Here is a 23,491-nt window from a genome sequence, read left to right as displayed (position 1 = left end):
GGGGGCTGACTCACTGGCCGGGCAGCGCCGGGGGCAGCTGACCGGGATCGCCGGCGAGCTCGGGGACGCCGTCCGCGGCGGCCCAGGCGTCCATGCCGGTGCGCCAGACCAGCGTCTGGGCGTCGTATTCCCCCGAGCGCAGCCGACTCTGTAGGTCCGCCTTGCTCATGGGACCGACCTGCTGCCCGGCGACCCCGGCGTACCACTGCTCGGTCGCCGGGAGCGGCGGGGGACCGGCGGGCGTGGGTGCCGGGGCCGGCTGCGCCCCCGCGTTCCCGGGCCCGGCCTGCGGTCCGCCGCCCTGCGGGGCGCCGCCTTGCCCGCCCTGGGCGCGCATGGACTCGGCGGCGGCCTGGCCCATGCCCATCCCCATGCCCATCCCCATCGAGGCGCCCATCCCGCCCGAGGGGTTGTTCGCGGCGGCCTCCATCGCGTCGGCGGCCTGCATCTTCGTGTACCGGTCCAGGTCGCCGAGCACCCCCATCGAGGTCCGGTTGTCCATGGCGGCCTCGACCTCGGGCGGGACGGAGATGTTCTCGATGTAGAAGGCCGGGATCGTGATGCCGACCTGGCCCAGGTCCTCGGACAGGACGGCGGCAACGGAGTTGCCGATCTCGTTCTGCCGGGCGGTGAGGTCGAGCATGCTCACGCCGGCGGTGGCGAGCGCCTTCGACAGGCGCGCCACGATCATCTGGCGCAGGTACTCGCTCACCTCCTCCGTGCGGAACTGGGGATCGGTGCCCACCAACTCGGAGAGCAGGCGCGGCGGGTCGATGACCCGCATCGCGTAGCCCCCGAACGCCCGCAGCCGGACCATCCCGAACTCGGGATCGCGGACCATGACGGGGTTCTGGGTGCCCCACTTCAGGTCGGTGAACTGACGCATGTTGACGAAGTAGACCTCGGCCTTGAAGGGGCTCTCAAACCCGTACTTCCACCCCTTGAGGTCCGACAGGACCGGCAGGTTCGCCGTGGTCAGCTCGTACGTGCCGGGTCGGAACGCGTCCGCGACCCGACCCTCGCTGACGAACACGGCCGCCTGCGACTCGCGCACGATGAGCTTGGCGCCGTTCTTGATCTCGTTGTCGCCGCGCGGATAGCGCCACACGATCGTGTCGCGGCTGTCGTCCAGCCACTCGATGATGTCGATGAACTGGCCCCGGATGCCGTCGAACAGGCCCATCGGGCTCCCCCGTCGTCGTCGGTACGGCGCGCCGCGGCCGGCGCGTCCTGAGGGAATCCTAAACGGCGCGGTACGGCGGGCTCCCTGGCTCCACGGAAACTCCGCCGCCGGCCCGGTCCTGGGCGGGACGAAATGGGTGAAATGGTATTCCGGTTGGGCCCATCGCCAGCCGAACTCGGCCGACTTGCTCTCGGAGCCCGCAATCGCGCGCTCATGCTTCGACCCGGGAGTGGGATATGGCGCGGCGGAACGAGTCGACCGGAGCGGCCACGACGAAGGGCGGCCGGTCACGCGGCCTGCTGCAGCGGGCCGCGGATGTGCGGATCGCCAACAAGCTGCGCGCGGCGGGCGTCTGGGCGGTGCTGGGGATGCTGTGCATCGCCCTGGTGTCCTGGGCGTCGAACAACGCCATGCGGGACAACAGCAGCGCGCTCGCCCGGTCCGCCAGTCGCGCGGCCGCCTCGGCCCAGCTGAAGTACCTCTACTCCGACATGATCGTCTCCTACCAGGAGTTCTCCAAGGACGTCATGACGCGCGGCGCCCCGGCGCTCGATGACGCGGCGCCCGCCCGGGCGGAGTCCGTGAAGTCCATGGGCCGGCTGTCCGATGCCCTCGCCAAGTACCCCACCGAGGGCATCAGCGACGAGCAGAAGACGCGCCTGGAGAAGCTGCGCACGCTGTTCCGGCAGACCAGCGAGGCGGGCGACAAGGCCACCGCGGCGATGAAGAAGGGCACCCAGGAGGGTGCGGCCGAGGCGGCCGCCGCGATCGTGCCCGTCGCCGACTACTACGACGACTACAACGCCACCGCGGACGGGATGATCACCCGCGCGAACAACCAGGTCAACACCTTCACCAAGGCGATCGCCGACACCGGCGACAGCACGCAACTGCGCCTCATCGTGGTCGTGGCCCTCGTCGCCCTCAGCATCTTCGTCGCGGTCCAGTGGCTGATCGGCCGGCTCGTCAGCAGCGTCGCCGCGCTGCGCGGCTCGATCGATGCGCTCGGACGCGGCGACCTGACCGTGCCCGCCGTGGCCCTCAGCCGTGACGAGATCGGCCAGATGGCGGTGGCCACCGAGACGGCGCGCCAGCAGATGGCGAAGACCATTGCCGCGGTCGGCCGCTCGGCCGGCGTGGTCGCCGACGGCGCCTCCTCGATGCGAGGCATCGTCTCCGAGCTGCGGGAGAGCGCCGAGGGTGCCTCCCGGGAGCTCTCCGCCGTCCGGGCCACTTCGGACGACGTCACCCGCAGCATCCAGACGGTGGCCGCGGGTACCGAGGAGATGACGGCGTCGATTCGGGAGATCGCGAAGAACGCGAACGACGCGGCGGGTGTCGCCGCCTCTGCGGTGCAGGTGGCCGATCAGACCAATGCGACGGTGGCCAAGCTGGGCGAGTCCAGTGCGCAGATCGGTGATGTGATCAAGTCGATCACGAGCATCGCCGAGCAGACGAACCTGTTGGCGCTGAACGCGACGATCGAGGCGGCCCGGGCCGGTGAGGCGGGTAAGGGCTTCGCGGTGGTGGCCAATGAGGTCAAGGACCTGGCCCAGGAGACGGCCAAGGCGACCGAGGACATCAGCCACCGGGTGGAGCAGATTCAGGTCGACACCAAGGCCGCCGTGGCGGCGATTGCGGAGATCAGCGGCATCATCGCCCGGATCAACGACACCCAGGCGACGATCGCCTCGGCCGTGGAGGAGCAGACCGCCACGACGAACGAGATGGGCCGCAACGTCCAGGGCGCCGCAGCCGGTGCCGAACGGATCTCGAGCGCGATCGGCAGCATCAGCGGGGCGGCGGGGACCAACGCCGACGCCGCCGGTCGCGGCGCCACCGAGGTGGACGGCCTGGCGGGCAACGCCGAGGAGCTGCGCGCCGTCGTCGGCCAGTTCACGTACTGAGTTCGCCGCCCAAACCAGGCGATTCGGCGGCCCGCGGGGGAACACCCCCTCGCGGGCCGCTGTAACGCCCCCGCGGCTGCGGCGATGGAACAACGTCGGTTGCGGTCGGCCCCTGGGCCGGCCTGGAACGGTCGCGCCGGCCGGTAGACAGGGGGGCGGCCGGCGCGGCTGTTCGCCGGCTCCGCGGTTCAGCGCGCGTTCGCCGGGTCCGGTGCCGTTGGGCCGGACGCTCGCCGCGGCCGCCGCGGCCCGACCGACAAACCCGTTTGTCCCCGGCGGCCCGCCTCGCGAGGATGGACGGCGTGACCGCGACCATCCAGGCCAGGGATGTGGCCGCCTCGTTCGGAGACACCCACTTGTTCGCCGGGCTGGACCTCATCGTGGCGCCCGGCGATGTCGTCGGTCTCGTGGGCCCGAACGGGGCCGGCAAGTCGACCCTGCTGCGCATCCTGGCCGGCCTGCGGCCCCCCGACGGCGGCTCGGTCACGACCTCGCCACGATCCGCCCACCTGGGCTTTCTCGCCCAGGAACCGGATGCTCGGCCGGGTGAGAGCGTGCGTGCCCAGCTCGGTCGACGTACGGGGGTCATCGCGGCGACCGCGACGATGGAGGCCGCCGCGCAGGCCCTCGGCGAGGGCCGGGACGGAGCCGATGAGGCGTACTCGGCGGCCCTGGAGAGCTGGCTCGCCCTGGGCGGCGCGGACTTCGACGACCGGCTGGGCGTCGCGGCCGACGACCTCGGGCTGACCGTCGACCTGGACCGGGCGATGACCACGCTCTCCGGCGGCCAGGCCGCCCGGGTGGGCCTGGCCGCGCTGCTGCTGTCGCGTTACGACGCCTACCTCCTCGACGAGCCCACCAACGACCTCGACGTGGCCGGGCTGGACCGGTTGGAGGAGTTCGTCGACGGCCTCGACGCGCCGTGCGTCCTGGTCAGCCACGACCGCGAGTTCCTCTCCCGCACCGTCACGACGGTGGTCGAGATCGACCGGTCGCTGCAGCGCGTGGCGGTGTACGGCGGAAGCTACGACGCCTACCTGCAGGAACGCTCGATCGCGCGGCGCCGGGCCCAGGAGAGCTACGAGGGGTACGCCGAGCGCAAGGCCAGCCTGCAGGCCCGGGCCCGGATGCAGCGGGCCTGGATGGCCAAGGGGGTCCGCACCGCGCTGCGCAAGAAGAAGTCGCGCACCGAGAAGGACAAGTTCATCAGCCATCGGCACCGGGCCAGCTCCGAGAAGCAGGCCGCGAAGGCCAAGCAGACCGATCGGATGCTGGAGCGGCTGGAGGTCGTCGCGGAGCCCCGCAAGGAGTGGCAACTCCAGTTCGCGATCGCCGACGCGGGCCGCTCCGGGGACGTGGTGGCGGTGGCGCGGGCGGCGACCGTACGTCGGGGCGCCTTCACGCTCGGGCCCGTCGACCTGCAACTCGACCTGCGGGATCGGGTGGCCATCACGGGTCCCAACGGGTCGGGGAAGACCACCCTGCTGGGGCTGCTGCTGGGCCGCATCACCCCGGAATCCGGCTCCTGCTCGCTCGGGTCGGGAGTCGTCGTGGGGGAGGTGGACCAGGCCCGGGCGGCGTTCGCCTCCGACGTGGCCCTGGGGGAGGCCTTCGCGGCCGAGGTCCCCGACTGGCCGACGGCGCAGGTGCGGACGCTGCTCGCGAAGTTCGGCCTGGGCGCCGACCACGTGCCCCGGGCCGCCAGCTCGTTGTCGCCGGGCGAACGGACCCGCGCGGCGCTCGCGCTCCTCCAGGCGCGGGGGGTGAACCTGCTGGTCCTCGACGAACCCACCAACCACCTCGACCTGCCCGCGATCGAGCAGCTGGAGCAGGCCATCGACGCGTTCGCCGGAACGGTGCTGCTGGTGACGCACGATCGACGGATGCTGGAGACGATCCGGCTGACCCGTCGCTGGGAGGTCGACGAGGGCGCGGTCCGCGAGATCGCCCCGGAGGACGTCGGCTAGCCCATCGTCCGCCCAGATGGCTTAGCGGCGGGCGACCACGTGGCGCGCGAGGAGCTCGCGGCCGGCGCCGAGTTCGGCGGTCTGGGCCAGGTAGAGCTCGGCGCAGGCGATCGCGTCCACGAGGGCGTCGTGGGCCCGGTACGTCGGGAGCCCGTAGCGCGCCCGGGCAGCCCAGAGCCGAAGACTGCCCGGCGGCGGCTCCTGACCGTGCGGCAGGGTCGTCGTGACGACCCGCTCCTGCAGCAGCAGGGTGTCGACGCTCGCCAGCCGGGGCGCCTCGCCGTAGACCTGGCGACAGGCACTAGCCAGGAAGTCGGTCTCGATCACGCTGTGGTGGGCCAGGAGCAGCCGGCCGGTGAGCGCGGCGAGGACCTGATCCAGCGCCGACTCCAGCGCCACCCCGGCGCCCACCACGTCGTCGGTGAGGCCGTGCACGACGGCGCTCTCCCCGACCTCGGCGGCCGGCCGCACGATCAGCCGGCGGGCGCCGTCCAGGCGGATGGCGCGTCCGTCGACCGGCACCCACCCGATGCTGACGATGTGGGCGTCGCGCGCGTCGAGTCCGGTGGTCTCGAAGTCCAGGGCGAGCAGCGGCAGCTCGCCGAGGGGGGTGGTCCGGGTCGGGGGCGCGGCCGAGAGGTAGTCGCGCAGGGCACCGGCGGGGGCGCGGTCCCGGGCCCGCAGGCGGGCCCGGTCGCGGGCGCGCTCCCGGTGCCGCTCGGCGAACGAGATCACCGGCGCCACCGGGGGAGCGCGCGCCTGCTCATCGCATGAACGAGACGGAGTACAGGTGGGACAGGGTGCGCTGCGCCTTGGACACGATGGCGAACGCCTCGCGCAGGTGCCGCTGGTCGAACTCGGTCAGGTCGTCGGGGCGGACGTGGTTGTCGGGCTGCTGTCCCGCCCGCACCTGGCCGGCCTGGTGACGCAGCCGCACGTAGGAGATGAACTCGAAGGCGTCCCGCAGGTCCTCGCCCCGGTGGCGGTCCATGGCCCCGGTGTCGATGGCCTCTTGCAGGCGCTGCCGCGTGTTGACGGCGCGGATGCCGTTCGACAGGGCGATCACGCGCGCGACCTCCACCACGGCGCGCACCCCGCCGCCCTTGATGTCGAAGGTGTCGCGGTGTTCGCCCTGCTTGGCGACGACGAGTCCCCGGAAGAACCCGATCGGAGGCTCGACGCCCACGGCCCCCCGGGTCATGTGCCCCAGGAAGAGTCGCGACTGCGGCGCGACGGCCGCCACGTGGTCACTGAGTGCGGCGTACAGGTCGATGGCCCCGTGGACCGGCCGCATGTCGAAGAAGATCCCCGCGCGCAGGATCGCGTCGGCGACGGGCCGAGTCATCCACTCGTCGAACTGCTGGCGCCACACCCGGACGGGCGCGCGCAGCCGGTCGTTGCTCGCCATCACCTTGCCCGGGCAGTGCGCGTAGCCGGCCTCGGCGAGCGCGCCGCAGACGGATTCGGCGAGGGCCTGGAAGTAGGCGCCGTGCCGCGCCTCGTCGTAGCTGTCGTCCAGGATCAGGGCATTGTCCTGATCGGCGCCCAGCGCCTGCTCCAACCGGGCCCGGGACCCCATCACGACCCAGCAGTACGGGATGGGCGGCGGCCCGAGCTCCGCCTCGGCTAGGAGGATGAGTCGGCGATCCACGGCGTCGCCCACCGCCGTGACCACCCGGCCGATCTCGTCGGCGGACGCGTCCTGCCGCACCAGGGTCTCCACCAGCCCGGGCAGCCGATGCGCCACGGCGACGATGCCCGCGACCGACTCCTGGGCCGCGATCTCGCGCGTCAGGAAGAGCGGGTTGTCCTGCTCCACGCGCACGATGTCGTTGGTGGTGAGCACCCCGATCGGCTGGCCCGCCTCGGTGATAGGCATGTGGTGGATGTTGCGGGACACCATGTCCAGGAGGACCTCGAACACGACCGCGTCGGCGTCGGCCGTCACGGGGCTCGGCGTCATGATGGTGTGGACTGCCTCGGCGACGTCGACGCCCTGCGCGACTACCTTCGAGCGCAGGTCTCGGTCGGTGACGATCCCCGCCAGCACTCGGCCCAGCATGACCAGCGCCGAGGAGCGCCGGTCGTCGGTCATCTGCTGCGCCGCGCCCTGGATGCTGGTGTCGACCGAGACGATGCTGGCCGGTTGGCGGATCAGATCGCGGGCCCGGGCCTTGAAGACACTGGAGCCGGTCTCGCTGGCCTGGATCGCGGCGGCCGCCTCGCTCATCCGGGACGCGCGCTGGGAGTCGAAGAACCGCGCGAACCCCTCGTGGGCCTGCGCCAGCGCATGGAAGTCGGCCGCCGGCAAGACCAGTGCGAGGACGTCTTCGATCGCGGTGACGTCGAACCGGGACGGGTTGCCTCGGACTAGCGTGGTGGATCCGAAGCAGGTGCCCACGCCGCCTCGATCCACGAGACGGCCCTGCTGATTGAGGACGTCTACGGCCCCGGAGCGCACGACGTACAGCTCGTCGTTGTTCCTCCCCACCGCCATGATGGCCGTGCCGCGGCGGAAGTACTGCATCGTCATCGAGCGCGGCAGCGCGTCCAGCACGGCTGCCGGCAGCGTGTCGAAGGGGGCCACCCCGGCGATGAAGTCCCTGACCTCAGCCAGTTCCACGTCCGCGCCCATCGTGGGTCTCCTGCTCACCTCGTCCGATCACCTCGTCTCCAGAAGTCAACCGCGACGCCGCGCGCCGGTGCGGTCGGGGGCGGGCCTGGTACGGCGAGTGGCGCGCCCCGGTGAGAGGGACGCGCCACCCGCGGTCGTGGACGGGGCTCGCCGGGTCCGCTGATCGACGAGCCCCGTCGTCAGTGGTCGACCACTTCGACGTGGGCACCGGCCCCGGTCAGGGACCGGACCTCCATCTCCGCCCACTTCGCGTCGTCGATCTCCTGCTTGCTGGTCACGCTGCCCAGCCAGCCGAGGAAGAACGCCAACGGGATCGAGATGATGCCGGGGTTCTCCAGCGGGAAGAAGTGGAAGTCGATGTTCGGGTTGGTAATCATCGACAGCGACTTTCCGGCCGCGTCGACCTTGCCGGACATCACGGGGCTGAAGATGATCAGGCCCAGCGAACTGATCAGGCCGCCGTAGATGCTCCAGCACGCGCCGCGGGTGGTGAAGCCGCGCCAGAACAGCGAGTAGAGGATCGTCGGCAGGTTCGCGCTCGCCGCGACCGCGAAGGCCAGGGCCACGAGGAAGGCGATGTTCTGGCCGTAGGCGAGGATGCCGCCGAGGATCGCGACGACGCCGATGCCGAGCGCCGCGAAGCGGGCGACCCGGACCTCCTGCTCCGGCGTGACATTGCCCCGCTTGAAGACCTCCTTGTAGAGGTCGTGGGCGAAGGTCGCGCTGGAGGTGATCGTCAGGCCGGCGACCACCGCGAGGATCGTGGCGAAGGCGATGCCCGAGACGACGCCGAGGAAGACGGAGCCGCCGAGCTCGTACGCCAACAGGGGGGCCGCCGAGTTCGCGCCACCGGCCGCGGCCTTGATACGGGCGGGGCCGACGAGGGCCGCCGCCCCGAAGCCGACGACCAGGGTCAGCAGGTAGAAGCCACCGATGAGCCAGATGGCCCACTCCACCGACTTGCGGGCCTGCTTGGCCGTCGGGACGGTGTAGAAGCGGATCAGCACGTGCGGCAGGCCGGCCGTGCCGAGCACGAGCGCCATCGACAGGGAGATGAAGTCGATCTTCGTGGTGTCGTTGATGCCGTACTTCAGGCCCGGGTCAAGCAGCTTCTCGCCACCCTTGCCGGTCTTGTCGACCGCCGCCTGGAACAGGTCGGAGAGGTTGAACCCATACTTGCCGAGCACCCAGAGGGTGATGATCGCCGTGGCGGTGATCAGCAAAACCGCCTTGATGATCTGCACCCAGGTGGTGCCCTTCATGCCGCCGATCATGACGTAACCGATCATGACGGCGCCGACGATGGCGATGACCAGGTATTGCGCGGCCTGCGAGCTGACACCCAGCAGCAGCGAGACGAGCCCCCCGGCACCGGCCATCTGGGCCAGGAGGTAGAAGAACGAGACTGCGAGCGTCGACGTGGCGGCGGCGATGCGGACCGGCCGCTGGCGCAGCCGGAAGGACAGCACATCGGCCATGGTGTAGCGGCCGGTGTTGCGCATGAGCTCCGCGGTGAGCAGGAGCGCCACCAGCCACGCGACGAGGAAGCCGATCGAGTAGAGGAAGCCGTCGTAGCCCTGCAGCGCGATGGCGCCGGCGATGCCCAGGAACGAGGCCGCCGAGAGGTAGTCGCCAGCGATGGCGATGCCGTTCTGGCGGCCGGAGAATGCGGCGCCACCGGTGTAGTACTGGGCGGCCGACTTCTTGCCGGAGGCCACCTTGATGACAACGGTCAGCGTCACGACGACGAACAGGGCGAAGATGCCGATGTTCAGCGCCGGGGTGCCGACCGTTTCGGCGGCGGGGACCAGGGCGGGAATCAGGTGGCTCATGCGCCGGCCCTCTCCATCTCGTCGCGGATGACGTCGGCGCGCGGGTCAAATTCACGGCTCGCCCAGCGGACGTAAAGCATGGTGATGCCGAACGTCGAGACGAACTGCAACCCGCCGAAGATGAAGCCGAGGTTGATGTTGCCGAAAACCTTCGTCGACATGAATCCCGGCGCGAAGGCGGCGAGCAGGACGTAGAGGAAGTACCAGAGCAGGAAGAAGATCGTCCAGGGGAACACGAACTTGCGGAAGCGATCCCGTAGCTCCGCGAATTGAGGGGTCGCCTGGACCCGCTCGTATTCCGTGAGACCGCCGGGTGGCGAGCCCTCGGTCAGATCGCGATGGTCGGTCAAAGGACACCTCATTCGTGCGGGTTTTTCGGGTACGGCTTCCCGCGGGCGCGGAATGCCGGGCCTAACGTTGTGATCCCCGTCACGATCAGCGATGTCGGGCGATGTGCGCCATAAGCGCGCGCCCGTGCCGCGCCCGGCGGTTCCGGGTGCGCGCTGTGCGGGGCTGCGCGGACCGCGTCACGCGCCGAACGGTCGTTCGGAGAGTCGTGGGCTTTCGCCGATTCGGCGCCTCGACCGCGTAGGTAACGCCGATGTCCGGACCTGGGATGATGCCTCACTCGTCCGATATGTGAGCAGATCCGAGTCGCTCCGTGAGAGACGCCGTGGCCGAGGTGAGTCCGCATCAAACAGGCTTTTTTTCCGGAATCGCTTCAGGTTCAACCGATTTCGCCCGCGCCAGCCGCTCCGGGCCCGGCGGGCAAAGCGCCCAAACCGGCCGTCTGGCTGGCCGGCGCACCCCCGACGCGCGCTTCGTCGGGCCGACCCGTGTTATTACCGGGGCAGCTCCGTGCCAATTGCAGCGGCGGATATGCTGGAGGTCGCTCGGGACCTGCGATGAGGCGCTGAGACGCGCCCGAAAGGTGTCGTTTGATGCCCGCTCGAGACCGTTGGCGGGACGGCTTGGACCCGACGGTCACCCCCGCCGCGACGGCGGTCTTCGGGGTGGCCTACCTGGCTGCCCTGGTCATCTCTCGCGCCCTCATCGTCTCCGACGCCCGGATCGCGGCGGTGTGGCCGGCGGTCGGCGTGGGGTTCGCCTGGTTGCTGCCGCTGCTCCAGGCGCCGCGGTGGTGGTCTCGCCGGTCGCTGTGCGTTCCCGTGCTGGTGATGGTCTTGGCGACGGCCGCCGTGAACGTCATGACGGGGATGGCGCCGGCCTTCGCCCTGCTGGGCGGCGTGTGCAACACAGTCACCGATGTCGTGGCCGTGCGGCTCTACCTCCGGTGGCGCGGTGGGAGCACGCCCTACCTCGGCTCGGGACCAGACCTGCGACGGCTGAGTTTCGCCTGCGTGCTGGGCAACGCGGCGGGCTGGCTGACGCTGCCCCTCGCCCAGCTCGTGCTGGGGGAGTCGAGCTGGCGAGCAGCGCTGTTCTGGTTCATCCGCAACCTCGTCGGCCTGCTCTACGGGGCGGTGGCGGCGGGGCTGATCTTCCGTCGGGAGCGGTGGTACCTGCGCGGCGTCGGCCCGGTGCTGGTCGGCGGCGCCACGCTCGCCACCGTCGTCGGGATCCTTGCCCTGGAGGCGGTGGATGTCCGCTTGCCCCTCGTCTACCTGGTCATCATCGCCGCCATCGGCAGCGCTGCGGTGTTCTCGGTCCTCGAGACCTTCCTCTACCTCGTCGTCGTCGGAGTGGTCGTCCTCGCGTTGACGCTGCTCGGCCACTCCCCGTTCGGACTGGGGGCCGCCGACGTCGAGTCCGCCCACGTCCACACGGTGCTGCTGGTGGTTCTCGTCGTCGCCATGGCCGGGGTCGCCGACCGGGAGAGCCGCTCCCACCTGCTGCATCAGGTGCGACAGGAACGGGCCGTGGCGCGCGAGGAGGCCATCCGATCGGCCCAGCAGGCCGACCTGCTCGGGGCGGTCATCCGGTCGATGACGGACGGCGTCCTCGTCCTGGCCGAGGAGGGCCGGGTGGCCATGCGCAACGCGACGGCGGCCCGTCTCACCGGCATGGACAACGGCGCCGCGCCCCGGTCGGCTGCGCCCCGGTTGGCCGACGCCATCGAGCAGTCCCTGCGGGACGGCGCTGTCGACCTGGTGGCCGAGGAACCGGGCTGCCTCTCGGGCTGCACGGTGGTCGTGCAGGCTCAGGAGCTGACCCACGGGCCGGACCGCGCCACGGTGGTCGCGCTGCACGATGTCACGGAGTCGCGGCGGCAGGTCGACGAGCTGCGCATGTTAGCCCGCGTCGCGGCCCACGACCTCCGGCAACCGTTGACGTCCATCGAGATGTGGACCGACCTGTTGCGAGAGGACCTCGGTGCGGTGCCCGAGGGGGTCTGGCGCGAGCCGACCGATCACGTGCTTGCGGCCGTGGGACGAATGAACGGCTTCCTCACCGACCTCATGGGCTACGCGATGGCGCGGGACATGGCCATCGCCCCGGAACGTCTCACCCTGGGCGATGTCGCCCACGACGCCGTGGAGGATGTCGCCGGCGGCATCACTCGCAGCGGCGCCATGGTGACGATCCGCGCGCAGGACGAGGTGGTCGGCGATCGGGCCCAGTTGCGCCAGCTCCTGGGGAACCTCTTCGGCAACGCGTTGAAGTACGTCGTGCCGGGGACCGTCCCGCGCATCGCGATCGAGAGCCACCGGGACGGCGACTGGGTGGTGCTGTGGGTCGACGACGCCGGCATCGGCATCCCGGCAGGCCAGGAGGCGGCCATCTTCGGCGAGTTCTACCGCGCGCCCGAGCACGCCTCGGCGTACGCCGGGACCGGGCTGGGCCTCGCGATCTGCCGCCGCATCGCCGAGCGCCACGGCGGCCGGATCGCGGCGCTGGCCAGCCCGCTCGGCGGGACCCGCATCGAGTTGCGGTTGCCAGCCCCGGGGGTCATTGACGTCGCCCAGCCCGCCGGGCCGTGACGGGGGCTGCGCCGTGACGGGGTCAAGACAGCACGCGCGTCAGTTCGGTGAGGCTGTGGATCGTCGGCGCGGGGGAGGTGCTCAGGTTGAGCGACTCCTCGACGGTGCGGGGATCGTCGCGATTCAGCCAGGTGGCCCGCAGTCCGGCACGTAGGGCGCCCAGGACGTCGGCCATCAGGTCGTCCCCCACCATGACGGTGTCCGCCGGCGGGCAGTCGATCGCCTCGCAGGCGGCGAGGAAGATCCGCGGGTCGGGCTTGGCGGCGCCGACCTCCTCCGAGGCCACGATGGGGGTCAGCTCGGGCCACAAACCGATGACGTCGGCCTTCTGTAGGGTCTGCTCCAGAGAGTTGTTCGAGACGACCGCCACGCGCAGGCCCATGTCGAGGACCGCGGCCAGGGCCGGGCGCGCGTCGGGGTAGGCCCGCCACCGCGCCTGGTAGTCGGCGAGGTAACCGGCAAAGGTCTCGTCCACCTGCTGATCGGGCGCGTGCACCAGCGCCGGGACGAGCCCGCGCACGCCGTACCGCCGGCGTTCCTGGAAGCTCATCTCGCCGGCGAGGAACCGCTGGTAGCCGTCGTGATCGGCGTCCGACCACAGCTCCATCGCCTCGGCGACGGGCAGGTCGGGGCGCACCCGGGCCACGAAGGCCTCGCCCGCGGCGGCCGAGGCGGCGGCGTGGTCGAGCAGCGTCCCATCCATGTCGAACAGCACCGCGCGCACGCTCATCGGTCCAGGTTCGCACGCGACGGGCGCGCCTGTGGCAGGCGCGCCCGTCGCGGTCGTACCTCGGGCGGGTGGACCCCGGCCGGGCCCTAGATGTTGACCTTGTCGCGGCCCTTGAGCTGCAGGATCTCGCGCGCCTCGTCCGGGGTGGCGATCTCGTGGCCCAGTTCCTCGACGATGGTCCGCAGCTTGCGGACCTGCACCGCCGAGGACTCGGCGAGCGAACCGTCGGTCGTGAAGAGGGAGTCCTCCAAGCCGCACCGCACGTGCGCGCCCATCGTGCAGCCCATCGTCGCCAGCGGGACCTGGCGGCGGCCGGCGCCGAGGATGGACCACTCGTAGCTGTCGCCGAACAGCCGGTCCGCCGTACGCCGCATGTGCATGAGGTCCTCGGGGTGGGTGCCGATGCCGCCGAGGATGCCGAAGACCGACTGGATCAGCAACGGCGGCTGGGCCAGCCCGCGCTCCACGAAGTGCTTGAGCGTGTAGAGGTGCGAAATGTCGTAGCACTCGAATTCGAATTTGGTGCCGTTCGCCGTGCCCCGCGTGAGGATCGTCTCGATGTCCTTGAAGGTGTTCTTGAAGACGAGATCCTTGGAGTTCTCGAGATACTCCGGCTCCCACGCGTGCTTGAAATCGCTGTATCGGGCGAGCATCGGGAACATCCCGAAGTTCATCGAGCCGAGGTTGAGGGAGGCAACCTCCGGAGCGAATTCCATGCACGGCCGCATCCGGTCCTCGACGGTCATCGCCGGCGAGCCGCCCGTCGTGATGTTCAGCACCGCATCGGTATTCGCATTGAGCTTTTCCATGAATGGGCGGAAGGCGTCGGGGTCCTGCGTCGGGCGGCCCTCGTCCTCCGTGCGCGCGTGCAGGTGCAGGATCGCCGCCCCCGCCTCGGCGGCCTCGAGCCCGGCCTGGGCGATGGCGTCGGCGTTCGCCGGCAGGTACGGCGACATCGACGGGGTGTGAATCGAGCCCGTCAGGGCACACGTGATGATGACCTTGCGCTTCTTCGCCATGAGTCCACCTCGAACTGCGTCGGTCGGGTCGGGGGTCGGGCTCAATCTAGGGGGCGGCGTCGGCGTACAACGCGGGAACGACCGGTGATTCTGGTCGTATGGCGGGCGGCGACGTACGGCGGCGGGGCGACGCCGTACGTCGTGCCGGTGGCTGACCGTACGGCGTCAGGCGCCCAGCTCGAAGGCCTCGGTCGGGCACGGCCCGTCGACGGCGGACGCGCCCAGCTTGGCCCGCAGGAAGGCATTGCTGGTGTAGCGGGTGGCGTCGGCGTAGTACCGGTCCATGAGGTCGGTGACCATCTCGACGTACGCGTCGATCAGTTCGGGCACGATCGAGAACTTGTCGTAGTTGACGACGGTCGAGACGGGCCGACCATGCGGCACGAGCAGCCCCGACACCTCGCGGCGGACCCGCTCGACGTCGGCCATCGTGCGGACCTGCAGGCCCTCAAAGTCGACGAAGAAGCGGTCGTGGTCGGCGTCGAGGAACAGCCGGTCGGCGACGGGCACGTCGAGGAGATCGGCGCGCAGGTCCATGTGACCGGGCGCGAAGATCCGCGGGTCCATGAGGGCGGGGGTGCCCTCGACCAGGGGCGCGAAGTCCATCTGGGCCAGGATGTCCCGCTCCAGGTCCACGCCGGGGGCGATCTCGATCAGGCGCAGCCCATTCTCCGTGAGCTGGAAGACGCAGCGCTCGGTGACGTAGAGGACCCGCTGGCCGCGGGAGGCGGCGACCTGGCCGCTGAACGTGCGGTGCTCCACCTCGTGGACGAACTTGGTGCCGGGGCCGTCGGCGGCGATGGCCAGCGCGCCGTCGATCACCCGGGCGTCCGTCGTGCCGGCGCGGAAGGCGCCGGCGAAGACCACGGTGCGCGCGTTCTGGCTGATGTTGATGAAGCCGCCGGCCCCGGCCAGACGAGACCCGAAGCGCGACACGTTGACATTGCCGAGCCGGTCGCACTGCGCGAGCCCGAGGACCGCGATGTCGAGGCCGCCGCCGTCGTAGAAGTCGAACTGGTTGGGCTGGTCGAGGATCGCCTGGGAGTTGGTGCCCGCGCCGAAGTTGAGGCCGCCGGCGGGCACGCCCCCGATGACGCCCGGCTCGGCGGTGAGCGTGAGCAGGTCGATGATCCGTTCCTCGGCGGCGACGCTGGCGACCCCCTCGGGCACGCCGATGCCGAGGTTGACGACGTCGTTCGCGGTCAGCTCCATCGCGGCGCGGCGGGCCATCACCTTGCGCGGGGTCAGCGGCATGGGCGGCAGCGACGACGCCGGGACGCGCAGCTCCTGCGCGAACGCCGGACTGTAGGGCTCGACGAAGGACTGCTGGTGGTATTCGGGCTTCTCCGCGACCACCACGCAGTCGACGAGCACACCGGGGATCTTCACCTGGCGGGCGTTCAGCGAGCCGCGCTCGGCGACCCGCTCGACCTGGGCGATGACGATCCCGCCGGAGTTGCGGGCGGCCATGGCGATGGCCTGCGCCTCTAGGGTCAGCGCCTCCTTCTCCATCGTCAGGTTGCCGTCGAGGTCGGCCGTGGTGGCCCGGACGATGGCGACGTCGATGGGAATGGACTTGTAGAGCAGGTACTCCGCGTCGTCGATCTCCATCACCCGGACCAGGTCCTCGCGGGTGCGCTCGTTGAGCTTGCCGCCCCCGAAGCGGGGGTCGACGAACGTACCCAGGCCCACCCGGGTCAGGGTGCCCGGTTTGCCCGCGGCGATGTCCCGGAACAGGTGGCAGATGACCCCCTGGGGCAGGTTCCACGCCTCGATGAGGTTCTGCGTCGCCAGGCGCTGCAGCTTGGGCACAAGCCCCCAGTGGCCGCCGACGGCGCGGCCGACGAGTTCCTCGTGGCCGAGGTGGTTGAGCCCGCGCTCCTTGCCGTCGCCCTGCCCCGCCGCGAAGAAGAGGGTCAGCCCGCGCGGCGTACCGGTCTGGAGGAACCGCTCCTCCAGCGCGACCGCCACGTTCTCGGCGAACCCGATCGCGACGAAGCCGCTGGTGGCGACCGTGTCCCCGTCGTTGATGAGCCGTACGGCGTCCTGGGCGGTGACGAACTTGCCCGCGTCGGTGGTGGTGGCTCGCAGGGGATGTCCTGGGCGCACGGGTCCTCCTCGGGTGAGCGCGGCATGCCGGCGAGGGGTCGACCGGCATAGGTCTCACCAGCGTAAATGCGGGCTCACCCGGGGTGTGCGGGGTTCACTGGCGCGTGAGTGGACTCACACGCGGACCGCCGCTTCGGGCCTGGCGCGATCCGGGCCCCGTCGCCACGGGCCTGGCGCGATCCGGGGACGGCTGCCTCGACCACGCCGCGCTCTAGGCCCCTGTCCTTGGTGAGGCGCCTCTCCTGGGGTGGAGAGAGCACTCGTACGTACGAGTGCTCTCTCGCCATGAGAGGAGGCGCCTCACGCGGTGCGCGGTTATCGGCGTGAGGAGAGGCGCCTCACGCGGGGTAGGCGCTCACCACGGGGAGAGGCGCCCGCCCCTTGGTGAGGCGCCCACCACGAGAAGAGGCGCCTCACGCGGTGTGCGGATATCGGCGTGAGACAAGGCGCCTCTCTGCCGGTTTGGCGCGACCTGAACCGGTCGAGGCCCGGCCCGCCTAGAAGGTCTTGGCGTCGATCACGAAGCGGTAGCGGACGTCCGAGGCGACGACCCGGTCGTAGGCCTCGTTGATGTAATCCGCGTTGATCTGCTCGATCTCGGCGACGATCCCGTGCTCGGCGCAGAAGTCGAGCATCTCCTGGGTCTCCGGCATCCCGCCGATGCACGAGCCGGCCAGCGCCTTGCGGGCCACGATCAGCGAGAACCCCGCCACCTCCAGCGGGTTGGTGGGGGCACCGAGCTCGACCAGCGTGCCGTCGTACCGCAGCAGCGCGAGGTAGTCGTCCAGCGGCAGGTTGACCGAGACAGTGTTGATGATGAGGTCGAGGCCCCCGCGCAGCTCCGCCATCGCGGCCTCGTCGGAGGTCGCCACGTAGCGGGTCGCCCCGAACTTCAGGCCGTCGTCCTTCTTGGCCAGGCTGTGCGACAGGACCGTGACCTCCGCGCCCATCGCCGCGGCGATCTTCACGCCGACGTGACCGAGGCCGCCCATGCCGATAATGCCGACCTTGGTGCCGGGGCCGACGCCCCAGTGCCGCAGCGGTGAGTACAGGGTGATGCCTGCGCACAGCAGTGGGGTGGTGGCGGCGAGCTTGTCGCCCTGCAGGGACTCGGGGATCCGCACGACGAACCGCTCCTCGACGACCACATGCGTCGAATACCCGCCCTGGGTCATCTGGCCGTCGTACCCCATCGCGCCGTACGTGCCGATGTTGCCCTCGAGGCAGTAGTTCTCGAGGCCGTCCTCGCAGGCCGCGCAGCGCCGGCACGAGTCGACCATGCAGCCGACGCCGACAATGTCCCCGACGGCGAACTTCGCCACGTCGGCGCCGACTTCGGTGACGCGGCCCACGATCTCGTGGCCGGGGGCGAGGGGGTAGGTCATCTGACCCCACTCGTCCCGGACGGTGTGGATGTCGGAGTGGCAGATGCCCGCGTAGGCGATCTCGATCTGCACATCGGTCGCGCCGACGTCCCGGCGGCTGATGGTGATCTTCTCCAGGGGGGCCCCGGCGGCGGGCGCGGCGTAGGCGGCAACGTTCAGCATGCGCCCACGCTAATGAGTTCGGTTGGCTGCCAGCACCCCAGGGGGGTCGTTCGCGCAACGGGCTGGTCCGGGGCGACGATGGGTTGATGGACGAGCGCGGCGGATCGTGGGGGCCGGGGGACGAGCAGGCGTCGTACGTCGTGCGCGAGGACGCCCACCTGCCCTGGCGGGCCATCGCCCTCGAGGCGCTGGCGATGGCGGTCCTGCTGTTCCCGCTGATGACGGTCGCCCAGGCCGTCATCCCGCCGCCCCGGGCCTGGCCGAAGGCCGCGCAGTTCGCCGTCTTCTTCAGCCTGATGTTTCCGCTGGTGAGCGTCCTCGGGCTGCTCCTGCGGGTCGCCCTGACGAGAACGTGCCCGGAGTACGAGGTCGGCCACGGCCGCCTTCGGGCGCAGGAGTCCACCGGCTCCGACGTGACGGTCCCCGTCCAGGGCATTCGCCGGCTGGCCTGGTCTTCGTCGGGCATGCTGTTCGGGGTCGCCCAGGCCGTCCCGAGGCTCCTCGTCACGGTGGCCGACCGCGACGGGTCGCGGATCACGGCGCTCCCGCCGCTCAAGATCTGGGGTCGACGGCGGGCCGAGGCGCTGGCCGGCCTGTGCGCCGCCTGCGGGCTGCCCGCCGACGGCTCGCCGCGCGCGGCCGACGCCGACGCCGACGCCGAGTCGGCAGAGGGCTCGCCAGGGGGCTCGCCATGACCGATCGCGAGGTGCGACGCGACCCGCAGGACGAGGTGGGGGTCCAGGACGTCATCCACGGCCCGGCCGCGGCACCCGACGTACCGTTGGCCGGTCCCGACCCCGGCAGCCCCGGGCAGGCGCGGCTCGGTGACCACGCCCCGCCGCCGCCGATCGAGGTGCGCCGCGGCGACCTGTCCATGCTGGGCGGGAAGCTGACCATCGCGCCGCAACGCAGCACGCTCTTCGGGCCGACGTCGACCCTGGCGGGTATATACGCGGGAGTCGCCCTCGCGCTCGGTCCCGTGTTCTACGGCGGCGAGCCGACCTACCTGGACTCCGTGCTGCACGCGGCGACCACGATGAGCGGGGGTGCCCTGGTCGGCCTCGGTGGCACCGCAGTGGCGCTCCGGGGCGCATGGCACGTGAGCTACGAGGTCAGCGACGGCACCATTCGGGCGGTCAAGGACGGCAAGGTCGTGGCCATCCACGAGACGAACCGGGTGGTGGCGCTGAAGTTCAACCGGTACGAGGCTTCCTCGGCGCCCTGATCGGCGGCAAGAACCGGTACGACGAGCTGCCCCAGTCCAAGGACAAGCCGGAGGGGCGCGTCGAGTCGCCGTACCTGCAGTTGTGGCTCGACGACCGCACCGCGAGCAAGATGCAGGTATTCCCCCCGATCGCGATCTGGGGGCGCGAACGGATGCAAGCGGCCGAGCGGGACCTGCGCCGCGCGTGCGGCCTGCCGGACGACCCCTGACCCCGGCGGAGCCACGCTCAGGAAACCCTCAGCTCAGCCCGGGGGCGCTCCCACGGTGGCCGTGGCACCCTGAGCGCGTGAGCCCGCGTCATCAGCCGCCTCGCCCGCACCCGAGCACGGCCGAGCACGCCCGGCTCGCCGAGGCCCCGCGCGACGACGACCCCTGGCGACTGCGGGGCCGTACGTTTCGGGTCGCCAGTGGGGCACGGTCCGCGAGGACTTTTCCGCCACCGGGGACGCCTGGAACGACTTTCCCTTCGACCACGCGCACGCCCGGGCGTACCGCTGGGGCGAGGACGGCCTCGCGGGCCTGTGCGATCGCTATGGCTTCCTCAACCTCGCGTTGGCGCTCTGGAACGGCCGCGACGACCGCCTCAAGGAGCGGCCGTTCGGCCTCACCAACGCCGAGGGCAACCACGGCGAGGACGTCAAGGAGTACTGGTGGCCCCTCGACGCCACCCCCACCCACAGCTTCGCGCGCTGGCTCTACCGCTACCCGCAGGCCCCCTACCCGTACGACGAGCTGCGGCGCGAGAACGCCGCCCGGGACCGCACGCAGCCGGAGTACGAGCTGGCCGACACCGGGATCCTCGCCGAGGATCGGTTCTTCGACGTGGTGGTCACGCACGCCAAGGCCGGGCCCGACGACATCTGCATCCAGATCGACGTCACCAACCACGGCCCCGACCCGGCGCCGCTGCACGTGCTGCCGCAGCTGTGGTTCCGCAACACCTGGGCCTGGGGCCGCGACCCCCGCCACCCGAGCCTGACGGATCTGGATCGCGCGCCGTCGGCCGACGCCCCGCCGGGCGCCCAGCCCGCCGAGGCCCGCGGCTATCGCCTGGTCGAGGCGGTCCACGACTTCCTCGGTCGCTACCGCTGCTTCGCCGAGGCGGCCGAAGCCACCGATGCCGCCGAACCCGCCGAAGCAGCCCAGACCTCGAGGCTCCCCGAGGTCCTCGTCTGCGACAACGAGACCGACATCGAGGGACTGTACGGCGCGTCCGCGGCCTTTGCCGCCCGCGCCTCCGGTCGCGAGCCGTCGCCCTATCCGAAGAACGGCGTCGACCGCGCCGTCGTGCACGGCGATCGCAGCGCGCTCAACACCGGCGGGGTGGGCACCAAGGTCGCCTTCCACTACGACCTCGGCGACATCGCCCCCGGTCAGACCCGCACCATCCGCCTGCGCCTCGCGGAGGGAGCGGGCAGCGCGGCGCCCTTCGGCACGTCGTACGACGTCGTGCTGGCGGACCGCGAACGGGAGGCGGACGAGTTCTACACCGCGGTGATCCCGGCCGACCGACCGCCGGAGGAGCACCTCGTCGCGCGCCGCGCGTTTGCGGGGCTGATGTGGGGCAAGCAGATCTACCGCTACTCCGTGCGCGAGTGGCTGGCGGGCGACCCGGCGCAGCCGCCGCCCCCGCCGCAGCGCCGCGACCGCGAGTCCGCGGGCCGGAACACCTCCTGGCGCCACCTCGAACTCGCCGACGTCATGTCGATGCCGGACGAGTGGGAGTATCCGTGGTTCGCCTCCTGGGATCTCGCCTCCCACGCGGTGGCGCTGTCGTACGTCGACCCGGCGTACGCCAAGAGCCAGCTGCTGCTCATCTGCAGCGAATGGGCGCAGCACCCGAACGGCCAGCTCCCGGCGTACGAATGGAGCTTCTCCGACGTCAACCCGCCCGTGCACGCGTGGGCGGCGTGGCTGGTCTACCAGCGCGACGGCGCTTGGGATCACGGCTTCCTCACCCGGATCGCGACGAAGCTGCTGGTCAATCTGGCCTGGTGGGTGAACCGCAAGGACGCCGACGGCTCTGACTTGTTCGAGGGCGGCTTCCTCGGGATGGACAACATCTCGCTGTTCGACCGGTCTCGCGACGTCCCCGACGGGTGGCGCCTGGAGCAGTCCGACGCGACCAGCTGGATGGCGTTCTTCGCGCTGTCGCTGCTGCGGATCGCCCAGGATCTCGCCCGGCACGACCAGGCGTGGGACGACGTCGCCACGATGTGCCTGGAACGATTCCTGACGATCGCCGAGGCTATGGAGACGTACGGCGTCACCGGCGTCAGCCTCTGGCACGAGTCCGACGGCTTCTTCTACGACACCCTCGTCGACCCCGACGGCGCCGCCCACCCGGTCCGCGTCCGCTCGCTCGTCGGCATGGTGCCGGTCCTGGCCGTCGCCCTCTCGCCGAGCTGGGTCGCCACCGAGCTGCCGGACTTCACCCAGCGCCGGGCGTGGCTGGCGGAGAACCTTCCCGAGCTCACCCGGGCGCTCCTCACCTCGGGCAGCGGGGACAGCGCCACCCAGACGCTCGCGTTGGTGGAGCCCGCGCGGTACGCCCGCGTGCTGGCGCGCCTCCTCGACGAGCGCGAGTTCCTCTCGCCGTACGGCGTGCGCTCGCTGAGCGCGGCGTACCGGGACGGTTTCAGCGACACCCTGGGAGGCCGGGACCTGTCCATCCGGTACGTCGCCGGCGAGTCTGACACCGGGCTCTTCGGCGGGAACAGCAACTGGCGCGGGCCGATCTGGTTCCCGCTCAATGCGCTCATCGTCGACGCGCTGCGCACCTACGCCCGCGGGGCCGGCGGCGAGCTGACGGTCGAGATGCCCACCGGCTCCGGACATGTCGTGTCCCTTGACGGGGTCGCCGACGAGTTGCACCGCCGCCTCGTCGCGCTCTTCCTGCCAGCCGACGCGGCGAGCGCGTCCAACGCGGCCAGCGCGTCCGACGCCGCCAGCGCGGCCGGGGCCGCCGGCGCCGCCAGCGGCCCCGATGCGCCCGATGCGTCCCGTGCGGGGCGCCGCCCCGGGACTCCGCGGGACCACGGCGACGGGCCGCTGTGGGATCACCCGGCGTTCTCGGAGTACTTCCACGGCGACTCCGGCCTCGGCCTGGGCGCCTCCCATCAGACCGGTTGGACCGCCCTGGTCGCGCACCTCATCTGCCACCCGCTGGCCAGCAGCGACGACCAGGGCGGCGCACACGCCCACGATCCGGCCTCCGGCCCCGCGCCCGCGGGCGCCGAATCCCCGACGCCCCAGCCCGACCCGAGCCCAGGAGCCCAGCAATGACCGATCAGACCCGACCCGCCTCGGACGCGCTGGCGTCCCCGCGGACGAGCGCGGACGCCGACCGACCCGCCCACGTCTCGCTGCCGACCAGCGACCTGCTCGCCGGGAAGACCGTCGTCGTCACCGGCGGCAACACCGGCATCGGGGCCGCGATCGCCGAGGCCGCGGGGGCCGCCGGGGGCAACGTCGTCATCGACTACGTGGTCCATCCCGAGCTCAACGCCGACATCGCCGCGGAGATCGAGGGCTCCGGAGGCAAGGCCGTCGCGGTCCAGGACGACGTCTCGGTCGTGGCGCGGCTGGAAGACCTGGTGGCGCGTGCGGTCGCGACGTACGGCCGGCTCGACGTCTTCGTCAACAACGCGGGGATCGAGACGCGCCAGTCGCTGCTGGAGACGACCGAGGCAGACTACGACCGGGTGATGGGCATCGACCTCAAGGGCGCGTACTTCGGGGCGCAGCTCGCGGCCAAGCAGTTCGTCGCGCAGGGCGGCGGCGGGGTCATCGTCAACATCAGCTCGGTGCACGAGGACTGGCCGATGCCGGGGAACACGGCGTACTGCGTGGCCAAGGGCGGGATGCGGATGCTGACCCGGACGGCGGGGGTGGAGCTCGGCGCGCACGGGATCCGCATGGTCGGCGTCGCGCCCGGCGCCGTGGACACCCCGATCAACGCCTCGACGATGGCGGACGCCGAGAAGACGGCCAAGCTCAACGCGGCCATCCCGATGGGCCGGGTCGCGGCGCCGGAGGAGATCGCGGCGGCGGTGGTGTTCGTGGCCAGCGACGCGGCGTCGTACATGACTGCGACGACCATGGTGGTCGACGGCGGGATCATGCAGGGCAGCGTCGGCCTCTAACCGGGCCCAGGGAAGCGGTCGCTCAGGCGATCCTCGGACGCGTCGGTGCTGTGGTCGTCTCGCTCGGCCCCCGGCTCCGGCTTGGCGGCCGTGGCGACGAGAAACATCGTCAGGAAGAGGAGCCCTGGCACGGGGGTGATGCCGCGCACCGGCACCAGGATCGCCGCGACGACAGCGGCGGCCAAGAACAGCACCGCCAGCGCACGCCTGACCCGTTCCGCCATCAACGACACCCCCGCCGTCCGACACC

General features: G+C 71.2%; 17 protein-coding genes. 7 read left to right on the top strand and 10 right to left on the bottom strand.

Annotated elements, in window-relative coordinates:
- Positions 1-10: 10 nt before the first annotated feature.
- The gene (locus tag IPK37_05115; GenBank protein QQS01791.1) at positions 11-1,183 is read right to left on the bottom strand and encodes an SPFH domain-containing protein; all 1,173 of its coding nucleotides are present in this window, start codon (positions 1,181-1,183) and stop codon (positions 11-13) included.
- Positions 1,184-1,419: 236 nt separating this feature from the next.
- On the opposite strand from IPK37_05115, the gene IPK37_05110 reads away from it, so the two are divergent.
- Together IPK37_05110 and IPK37_05105 are read left to right on the top strand one after the other, a co-directional pair.
- Complete coding sequence (locus tag IPK37_05110; protein QQS01790.1) at positions 1,420-3,090, top strand: methyl-accepting chemotaxis protein; 1,671 nt, start codon at positions 1,420-1,422, stop codon at positions 3,088-3,090.
- A gap of 302 nt (positions 3,091-3,392) precedes the next feature.
- Positions 3,393-5,057 carry an ABC-F family ATP-binding cassette domain-containing protein gene (locus IPK37_05105; protein ID QQS01789.1) on the top strand — a complete coding sequence of 555 codons (1,665 nt, stop codon included), beginning with the start codon at positions 3,393-3,395 and terminating at the stop codon, positions 5,055-5,057.
- A gap of 21 nt (positions 5,058-5,078) precedes the next feature.
- Here the strand turns inward: IPK37_05105 and IPK37_05100 are convergent, their stop codons facing one another.
- The 4 genes from IPK37_05100 to IPK37_05085 all read right to left on the bottom strand — a co-directional run bounded on the left by IPK37_05100 (position 5,079) and on the right by IPK37_05085 (position 9,886).
- Positions 5,079-5,741, bottom strand: a complete 663-nt coding sequence (locus IPK37_05100) for a DNA polymerase III subunit epsilon (GenBank protein QQS02682.1) — start codon at positions 5,739-5,741, stop codon at positions 5,079-5,081.
- 79 nt (positions 5,742-5,820) lie between these two features.
- Entirely contained in the window at positions 5,821-7,692 is a 1,872-nt protein-coding gene (locus IPK37_05095) for a cyclic nucleotide-binding/CBS domain-containing protein (GenBank protein ID QQS02681.1), read from the bottom strand.
- 179 nt (positions 7,693-7,871) lie between these two features.
- Positions 7,872-9,524, bottom strand: coding sequence for a cation acetate symporter (locus IPK37_05090; GenBank protein QQS01788.1), 1,653 nt, complete (start codon positions 9,522-9,524; stop codon positions 7,872-7,874).
- Positions 9,521-9,886 carry a DUF485 domain-containing protein gene (locus IPK37_05085; protein ID QQS01787.1) on the bottom strand — a complete coding sequence of 122 codons (366 nt, stop codon included), beginning with the start codon at positions 9,884-9,886 and terminating at the stop codon, positions 9,521-9,523. Before IPK37_05085 ends, IPK37_05090 begins: the two co-directional genes overlap by 4 nt.
- 579 nt (positions 9,887-10,465) lie before the next feature.
- Here IPK37_05085 and IPK37_05080 point away from each other — a divergent pair.
- Entirely contained in the window at positions 10,466-12,466 is a 2,001-nt protein-coding gene (locus IPK37_05080) for a hypothetical protein (protein QQS01786.1), read from the top strand.
- 22 nt (positions 12,467-12,488) lie between these two features.
- Here IPK37_05080 and IPK37_05075 read toward each other — a convergent pair whose 3' ends face one another.
- The 4 genes from IPK37_05075 to IPK37_05060 all read right to left on the bottom strand — a co-directional run bounded on the left by IPK37_05075 (position 12,489) and on the right by IPK37_05060 (position 17,871).
- Positions 12,489-13,196, bottom strand: coding sequence for an HAD family hydrolase (locus IPK37_05075; GenBank protein QQS01785.1), 708 nt, complete (start codon positions 13,194-13,196; stop codon positions 12,489-12,491).
- Positions 13,197-13,282: 86 nt separating this feature from the next.
- Complete coding sequence (locus IPK37_05070; protein QQS01784.1) at positions 13,283-14,215, bottom strand: 3-keto-5-aminohexanoate cleavage protein; 933 nt, start codon at positions 14,213-14,215, stop codon at positions 13,283-13,285.
- A gap of 165 nt (positions 14,216-14,380) precedes the next feature.
- Positions 14,381-16,324 (bottom strand): acyl CoA:acetate/3-ketoacid CoA transferase, encoded by a 1,944-nt coding sequence (locus IPK37_05065; protein ID QQS01783.1) that lies wholly within the window; start codon positions 16,322-16,324, stop codon positions 14,381-14,383.
- Between the two features lie 497 nt (positions 16,325-16,821).
- Positions 16,822-17,871, bottom strand: a complete 1,050-nt coding sequence (locus tag IPK37_05060; protein QQS01782.1) for an NAD(P)-dependent alcohol dehydrogenase — start codon at positions 17,869-17,871, stop codon at positions 16,822-16,824.
- Between the two features lie 86 nt (positions 17,872-17,957).
- Here IPK37_05060 and IPK37_05055 point away from each other — a divergent pair, with 86 nt between their 5' ends.
- From IPK37_05055 to IPK37_05040, 4 genes are all read left to right on the top strand, one after another.
- Positions 17,958-18,566: a hypothetical protein gene (locus IPK37_05055; GenBank protein ID QQS01781.1), complete on the top strand. Its 609-nt coding sequence runs from the start codon at positions 17,958-17,960 to the stop codon at positions 18,564-18,566.
- Entirely contained in the window at positions 18,563-19,096 is a 534-nt protein-coding gene (locus IPK37_05050; protein ID QQS01780.1) for a hypothetical protein, read from the top strand. The genes IPK37_05055 and IPK37_05050 overlap by 4 nt, the downstream gene beginning before the upstream one ends.
- A gap of 552 nt (positions 19,097-19,648) precedes the next feature.
- Positions 19,649-22,381 carry a glucosidase gene (locus IPK37_05045; GenBank protein ID QQS01779.1) on the top strand — a complete coding sequence of 911 codons (2,733 nt, stop codon included), beginning with the start codon at positions 19,649-19,651 and terminating at the stop codon, positions 22,379-22,381.
- A complete protein-coding gene (locus IPK37_05040) occupies positions 22,378-23,241 on the top strand; it encodes a glucose 1-dehydrogenase (protein QQS01778.1) in 864 nt (287 codons plus the stop codon). The genes IPK37_05045 and IPK37_05040 overlap by 4 nt, the downstream gene beginning before the upstream one ends.
- On the opposite strand, the gene IPK37_05035 is transcribed toward IPK37_05040, so the two are convergent.
- Entirely contained in the window at positions 23,238-23,465 is a 228-nt protein-coding gene (locus tag IPK37_05035) for a hypothetical protein (GenBank protein ID QQS01777.1), read from the bottom strand. The two genes, IPK37_05040 and IPK37_05035, sit on opposite strands and share 4 nt — an antisense overlap.
- Positions 23,466-23,491: the final 26 nt, after the last annotated feature.

The sequence above is a fragment of the Austwickia sp. genome (genome assembly GCA_016699675.1).
In the GTDB taxonomy this organism is placed as follows: Bacteria; Actinomycetota; Actinomycetes; order Actinomycetales; family Dermatophilaceae; genus Austwickia.
This window is presented reverse-complemented; position numbering and strand designations above follow the sequence as displayed.